Here is a 6,072-nt window from a genome sequence, read left to right as displayed (position 1 = left end):
TCAAGATCCAGGAGGGACGAGTGCTCACCCACCGGCGGCTACCACCGGACGAGTCTGCCTGAGGCCGACCCGCAACACTCATTAGGAGGGGCCCCTGCTAAACCAAATGCGTTAACCGGGGGCCCCTCCTGACCACCCTCAGCGGGCGCCGAGGTGCGCCAGCAGGTCCTGCCGGGTGATCACACCCTTGGGCTTGCCGTCGACCAGCACCAGCGCCGCGTCGGACTTCTCCAGCAGGGTCACCGCCTCGCTCACCGGCTGCCCGCCACCGATCATCGGCAGCGGCTCGGCCATGTGCCGCTCAAGGGTGTCGTGCAGGTGGGCCTGGCCGGTGAAGAGCGCATCCAGCAGGTCCCTCTCGGCGATCGAGCCGGCCACCTCACCGGTGACCACCGGCGGCTCGGCCTTGAGCACCGGCAGCTGCGAGACGCCGTACTCGCGCATGTAGTCGATGGCGTCGCGGACCGTCTCGGTCGGGTGCACGTGCACCAGCTCGGGCAGGCCGCCGGGCTTGCTGGAGAGCGCGTCGGCGACGGTCGGCTCGGTGCCCGAGGCGTCGAGGAAGCCGTACCGGGCCATCCAGTCGTCGTTGAAGATCTTCGACAGGTAGCCACGGCCGCCGTCCGGCAGCAGCACCACGACCACGTCGTCCGGGCCGGCCTTGCGGGCCACCTCGAGGGCGGCCACCACGGCCATGCCGCAGGAGCCGCCGACCAGCAGCCCCTCCTCGCGGGCCAGCCGCCGGGTCATGTCGAACGAGTCCTTGTCGGAGACCTCGATGATCTCGTCGGCCACGCCCCGGTCGTAGGTCTCCGGCCAGAAGTCCTCGCCGACACCCTCGACCAGGTACGGCCGGCCGGTGCCGCCGGAGTAGACCGAGCCCTCCGGATCCGCCCCGACGACCCTCACCCGGCCCTCGGACGCCTCCTTGAGGTAACGGCCGATGCCGGAGATGGTGCCGCCGGTGCCCACGCCGGCGACGAAGTGGGTGATCCGGCCGTCGGTCTGCTTCCACAGCTCCGGCCCGGTGGTCTCGTAGTGCGAGCGGGGGTTGGCCGGGTTGGCGTACTGGTTCGGCTTCCAGGCGCCGGGGATCTCCCGGGTCAGCCGGTCCGAGACGTTGTAGTAGGAGCGCGGGTCCTCCGGGGCCACCGCGGTCGGGCAGACCACCACCTCGGCGCCGTACGCCTTGAGCACGTTGCGCTTGTCCTCGCTGACCTTGTCCGGGCAGACGAAGACGCACCGGTAGCCCTTGAGCTGGGCCACCAGGGCCAGCCCGACACCGGTGTTGCCGCTGGTCGGCTCGACGATGGTGCCGCCCGGCTTGAGCAGGCCGGCCGCCTCGGCGTCCTCGACCATGCGCAGCGCGATCCGGTCCTTCACGGAGCCGCCCGGGTTGACGTACTCCACCTTCGCCAGCACGGTGGCCCCGATGCCCTCGGTGACGCTGCGCAGCCGCACCAGCGGGGTGTTGCCGATCAGCTCGACGACGTTGTCGTAGTACTGCACCTCGATGTGTCCTTATCCTCGGCACCGGCTGCGGCGCCGGGCGGATGACTCGCGTGTCCGCGCCCAGGGTACGTCCCGTCAGGGCGTCACATGACCGGGGATCACGGAGCCGCGACGAGACTCCCACTCCAGGAAGCGCTCGGTCTCGGAGAGCACGCTGCCGGCCAGCCAGGTGATCATGACCACGTCGTCCACCAGCCCGAACACGGTGAGGAACAGCTCCGGCACCACGTCGAGGGGCGAGACCACGTACGCGGTGGCCGCCGCCATCATGGCCAGCCGGAGGCCACCGTCGTACTCCCCCCGGGCGGTGGCCCGGATCATCCGGGGCAGCGCCGCCAACCGGGTGCCCAGCGAGGGCCCGCCCCTGGTCCCCGACGCCACCGCCCGGGACAGCGCGACGAACGCCGCGCTCCGCTTCAACGTCCTACCCATGGTTCCCGCCCCTCTCCACGTGGTCAGGATGCCGGTCGTGCGCAAGTCGGGCCGCGCGTCCCGGGTCACGATCCGGTCACCGTACGCACCGATGCCCGTACTGTCGGAAGAAGTACCCAGGTCCGGCTGTTCCCAGGCACGGTCCGGCCGTCACGACGACAGCGGCGTGTCGCCCAGCCGCGATAATGTCGCGGTATGGGGGACGTCGGCTCCGTCGTACCGGTCGCACCGCAGTGGCGGCGCGTGTGGCGGATCGCCCGGGTGGCGGCGATCGGCACGGGCGCCACCGCGGCGGCCGCCGCCGCGACCGGGGGCGTGCTGCTCGGGCAGGCCCGGCAGGCCCGGCGCACCATCCCGATGGCCGAGGCTCCCCCGCCGCGCTGCGACGGCGTCTACGGCGCCAGGTACCCGGGCCGGCCGGTCACTATGGTCATCCTGGGCGACTCCTCGGCCGCCGGGTACGGCGTGCACCGCCGCCGGGAGACGCCCGGGGCGCTGCTCGCCACCGGCCTGTCCCGCCGGCTGCACCGCCCGGTCCGGCTGCACCGGTTCGCCGTGGTCGGCAGCCTCTCCGCCGGGCTGAAGCCGCAGGTCGAGTCCGCCCTGGACGTCGGCCCCGACATCGCGGTGATCCTCGTCGGCGGCAACGACGTGACCAACCGCACCCCGCCCGCCCTGGCGGTCCGCTATCTGGTGGACGCGGTCCGCGCGCTGCGCGCCGCCGGCTGCGAGGTGGTGGTCGGCACCTGTCCCGACCTGGGGGCGATCCGGCCGATCCAGCCGCCGCTGCGCTGGCTGGCCCGGCGGTGGAGCCGGCAGCTCGCGGCCGCGCAGACGGTGGCCGTGGTCGAGGCGGGCGGCTGGACGGTGTCGCTGGGTGACCTGCTCGGCCCCCGGTTCACCGCCGAGCCGGCTCGGATGTTCGCCTGGGACCGGTTCCACCCCTCCGCCGAGGGCTACGCGATGGCGGTCGCCGCGCTGCTGCCCACGGTGATCTCCGCGCTCGGCATCGGCGCCGAGCGGCGGCCCGCGCCGACCGGCGCCGCCGGCGTACGGTCGCTGCCGGACGCCGCCCAGGAGGCGGCCCGGCACGCGGGCACCGAGGTCAGCGCCGCCCAGGTCCGCGGCCGGGACCGCGGCCCCGCCGGCCGTTGGGCACAGCTGCGCCGCCGGGCGTTCTTCGGCGTCGGCGCGGTGCCCCGACCGGGGCGGGCCGCCGACGCCCCCACCCTGGAGGGACTGGCATGAGCGGTCACCGCCCCGGAGGTGAGATCGTCGCGCGGCTGGGCCGGGCGGCGGCGCTTTCCCTGGTCGCCGGCACGATCGGCGGCGCGGCGGTGCTCGCCGGCGAGGCCATCGCCGCCCGCAACCGCCGGTACGCCGAGCCGGAGCTGGGCCTGGCGCTGCGCGCCACGGTGGGCCGGCCCGCCGCCGTGCCGCTGCGCCTGGTGCTGCTCGGTGACTCCTCGGCACTCGGCGTCGGGGTGGACCGCTTCGAGGAGACCCTCGGCGGCCAGCTGGCCCACCTGTTGGCCGAGGGGCCGACCGGCCGCCGGGTCCACCTGTCCAGCGTCGGGGTCTCCGGCTCCCGCTCGACCGACCTGGCCACCCAGGTGGCCCGCGCGTTGCTGGGTGAACGCCCGGACGTCGCGGTGATCCTGATCGGCGCCAACGACGCCACCGCCCTGCGCCGCCCGGCCGAGGCGGCCGCCTACCTGGGCGCCGCCGTACGCCGGCTGCGCGAGGCCCGGGTCGAGGTGGTGGTCGGCACCTGCCCCGACCTCGGCGCGGTGCGCGCGATCGCCGCCCCGCTGCGGCAGCTGGTCGGCTGGTCGGGCCGGCGGATCGCCCGCGCGCAGACCGTCGCGACGCTGGAGGCCGGCGGCACGGTGGTCGACCTGGCCACCGACACGGGCCCGGTGTTCCGGGCGGACGCGGGCACCCTCTGCCACGACGGCTACCACCCGTCCGCCGACGGCTACCGGGTCTGGGCGCACGCGCTGCTGCCGGCGGTGGCCGCCGCCGCCAGCCTCTCCTCCCGGCACTGATCCGCGGGGCGCGGCTGGCCGCCGCGCTGTGGCTGCCCCGCCGGGTGACATTTACCGCCGGGCCGACCGCTTCCACGCGAAGTTACCCGCGGGTTAACGTTGGTTCATGCCGATCGAGTCGTCCCGCGACGCCGTCATCGTCGCCACCGCCCGGTCCCCCATCGGCCGGGCCTTCAAGGGTTCCCTGCGTGAGGTCCGGCCGGACGACCTCGCCGCCACCATCGTGCGGGCCGCGCTGGACAAGGTCCCCCAGCTCGACCCCGCCGAGATCGACGACTGCTATCTGGGCTGCGGCCTGCCCGGCGGCGAGCAGGGCTTCAACATGGCCCGGGTGGTCGCCACCCTGCTGGGCCTCGACAACCTGCCCGGCGCCACGCTGACCCGCTACTGCGCCTCGTCGCTGCAGACCACCCGGATGGCCATGCACGCGATCCGGGCGGGCGAGGGCGACGTGTTCGTCTCCGCCGGCGTCGAGATGGTCTCCCGGTACACCCGGGGCAACTCCGACACCCTGCCGCCGGAGGCGCAGGCGCTGGTCGGCGGCGGCTGGGAGAACCCGCGCTTCGCCGAGGCCCGGGCCCGCTCGATGCGGCGCGCCGAGGGCGGCGCCGAGGTGTGGACCGATCCGCGCGAGGCGGGTCAGCTTCCCGACATCTATCTGACCATGGGGCAGACCGCGGAGAACCTCGCCCAGGTGTACGACGTGACCCGCGAGGACATGGACGCCTTCGGCGTACGCAGCCAGAACCTGGCCGAGAAGGCCATCGCGGACGGCTTCTGGGCCCGCGAGATCACCCCGGTCACCACCCCGGACGGCACCGTGGTCAGCACCGACGACGGTCCCCGCCCGGGCGTGACGCTGGAGGCGGTGTCCCAACTGAAGCCGGTGTTCCGCCCGGACGGACGGGTCACCGCCGGCAACTGCTGCCCGCTCAACGACGGCGCGGCCGCGGTGGTGGTCATGAGCGCCCAGCGGGCCAAGGACCTCGGGCTCACCCCGCTGGCCCGGATCGTCTCCACCGGCGTCACCGCGCTCTCCCCGGAGATCATGGGCCTCGGCCCGGTGGAGGCGTCCCGGCAGGCGCTGCGGCGGGCCGGCATGACCATCGACGACGTCGACCTCGTGGAGATCAACGAGGCGTTCGCCGCCCAGGTCATCCCCTCCTACCGTGAGCTCGGCATTCCGGAGGAGAAGCTGAACGTGATGGGCGGCGCGATCGCCGTCGGTCACCCGTTCGGCATGAGCGGCGCGCGGATCACCGGCACCCTGCTCAACGCGCTGGACTGGCACGACAAGACCATCGGCCTGGAGACCATGTGCGTCGGCGGCGGCCAGGGCATGGCGATGGTCCTCGAACGCCTGAGCTGAGCCGCCGTCTGTCCCCCGGCTCGACAGCAGGGCGAGCCGGGGGGGGAGGCGACCGGGTTCTAGGCCGTGTCTCCTGGATCATGGGTTGCGGCGGTCTGGTTTCGCGCGTAGCCAAATGAGGATGTCGGCGATCTGCACGGTGGCGCGGTAGCGGCAGGCGAGCTTGTCGTACCTGGTGGCCACGGCGCGGAACTGCTTGCGCCGGTTCATCAGCCGCTCGATGGTGTTGCGCTGCCGGTAGCGGTGCGGGCGGAAGGTGGGCGGGCGGCCACCACGTGATCCTTTCCGGGCGCGGTTGGCCTTCTGATCGTCCTTCTCCGGGATGTCGTGGGGGATGCGCCGGGCCCGCAGCGCTTGACGGTTGCCGCGCGAGCTGTACGCCTTGTCCGCGGAGAGGGAATCGAGGCGCTTGCGTGGACGGCCGGTCCCGCCGGGACGGGCCACGGCCACGTCGTCGAGCAGCCGCACCAGCTGGCGGGTGTCGTGGTCCTGGCCCGGGGTCAGGTGGCTGGTCAGGTTCCGGCCCCGCCCGTCCCCGATCGTGTGGATCTTCGTGGTCCACCCGCCGCGCGACTTGCCGAGTCCTTCCCGTCGCGCTGCGTCACCGCTGCTCAGTCCCCTTTACGCGCACCCGCGGCGTGCTGATGAGCACGCACGATCGTGGAATCGGCGTTGCCGTGCCAGTCCAGATCCCCCGCGGCGTCCGCGTCA

Annotated in this window: 6 protein-coding genes; 3 read left to right on the top strand and 3 right to left on the bottom strand. The window is 73.7% G+C overall.

The window, feature by feature from the left end; translation table 11 throughout:
* Nucleotides 1-138 precede the first annotated feature (138 nt).
* Nucleotides 139-1,509 carry a cystathionine beta-synthase gene (locus tag AB0H57_RS32270; protein ID WP_357512464.1) on the bottom strand — a complete coding sequence of 457 codons (1,371 nt, stop codon included), beginning with the start codon at nt 1,507-1,509 and terminating at the stop codon, nt 139-141.
* A 78-nt stretch (nt 1,510-1,587) separates the two neighbouring features.
* On the bottom strand, nt 1,588-1,944 hold the full coding sequence (locus tag AB0H57_RS32265) for a YkvA family protein (protein ID WP_357512463.1): 357 nt from the start codon (nt 1,942-1,944) through the stop codon (nt 1,588-1,590).
* A 195-nt stretch (nt 1,945-2,139) separates the two neighbouring features.
* On the opposite strand from AB0H57_RS32265, the gene AB0H57_RS32260 reads away from it, so the two are divergent.
* The 3 genes from AB0H57_RS32260 to AB0H57_RS32250 all read left to right on the top strand — a co-directional run bounded on the left by AB0H57_RS32260 (nt 2,140) and on the right by AB0H57_RS32250 (nt 5,361).
* Complete coding sequence (locus AB0H57_RS32260) at nt 2,140-3,192, top strand: SGNH/GDSL hydrolase family protein (RefSeq protein WP_357512461.1); 1,053 nt, start codon at nt 2,140-2,142, stop codon at nt 3,190-3,192.
* Nucleotides 3,189-3,992, top strand: a complete 804-nt coding sequence (locus AB0H57_RS32255; protein WP_357512459.1) for an SGNH/GDSL hydrolase family protein — start codon at nt 3,189-3,191, stop codon at nt 3,990-3,992. The genes AB0H57_RS32260 and AB0H57_RS32255 overlap by 4 nt, the downstream gene beginning before the upstream one ends.
* 106 nt (nt 3,993-4,098) lie before the next feature.
* Nucleotides 4,099-5,361, top strand: a complete 1,263-nt coding sequence (locus AB0H57_RS32250) for an acetyl-CoA C-acetyltransferase (protein WP_357512457.1) — start codon at nt 4,099-4,101, stop codon at nt 5,359-5,361.
* Nucleotides 5,362-5,439: 78 nt separating this feature from the next.
* On the opposite strand, the gene AB0H57_RS32245 is transcribed toward AB0H57_RS32250, so the two are convergent.
* The gene (locus tag AB0H57_RS32245) at nt 5,440-5,976 is read right to left on the bottom strand and encodes an IS5 family transposase (protein ID WP_357512466.1); all 537 of its coding nucleotides are present in this window, start codon (nt 5,974-5,976) and stop codon (nt 5,440-5,442) included.
* Nucleotides 5,977-6,072: the final 96 nt, after the last annotated feature.

The sequence above is a fragment of the Micromonospora sp. NPDC050686 genome, from assembly GCF_040654475.1.
Classification (GTDB): domain Bacteria; phylum Actinomycetota; class Actinomycetes; order Mycobacteriales; family Micromonosporaceae; genus Micromonospora.
Note: the sequence above shows the minus strand (reverse complement) of the source record. Positions and strands in the feature narration are given on the sequence as shown.

Bases quoted from the DNA above. Each gene is read 5' to 3' on its own strand.
- AB0H57_RS32265 (WP_357512463.1), bottom strand. From the start codon at position 1,944: ATGGGTAGGACGTTGAAGCGGAGCGCGGCGTTCGTCGCGCTGTCCCGG.
- AB0H57_RS32260 (WP_357512461.1), top strand. From the start codon at position 2,140: ATGGGGGACGTCGGCTCCGTCGTACCGGTCGCACCGCAGTGGCGGCGC.
- AB0H57_RS32255 (WP_357512459.1), top strand. From the start codon at position 3,189: ATGAGCGGTCACCGCCCCGGAGGTGAGATCGTCGCGCGGCTGGGCCGG.
- AB0H57_RS32250 (WP_357512457.1), top strand. From the start codon at position 4,099: ATGCCGATCGAGTCGTCCCGCGACGCCGTCATCGTCGCCACCGCCCGG.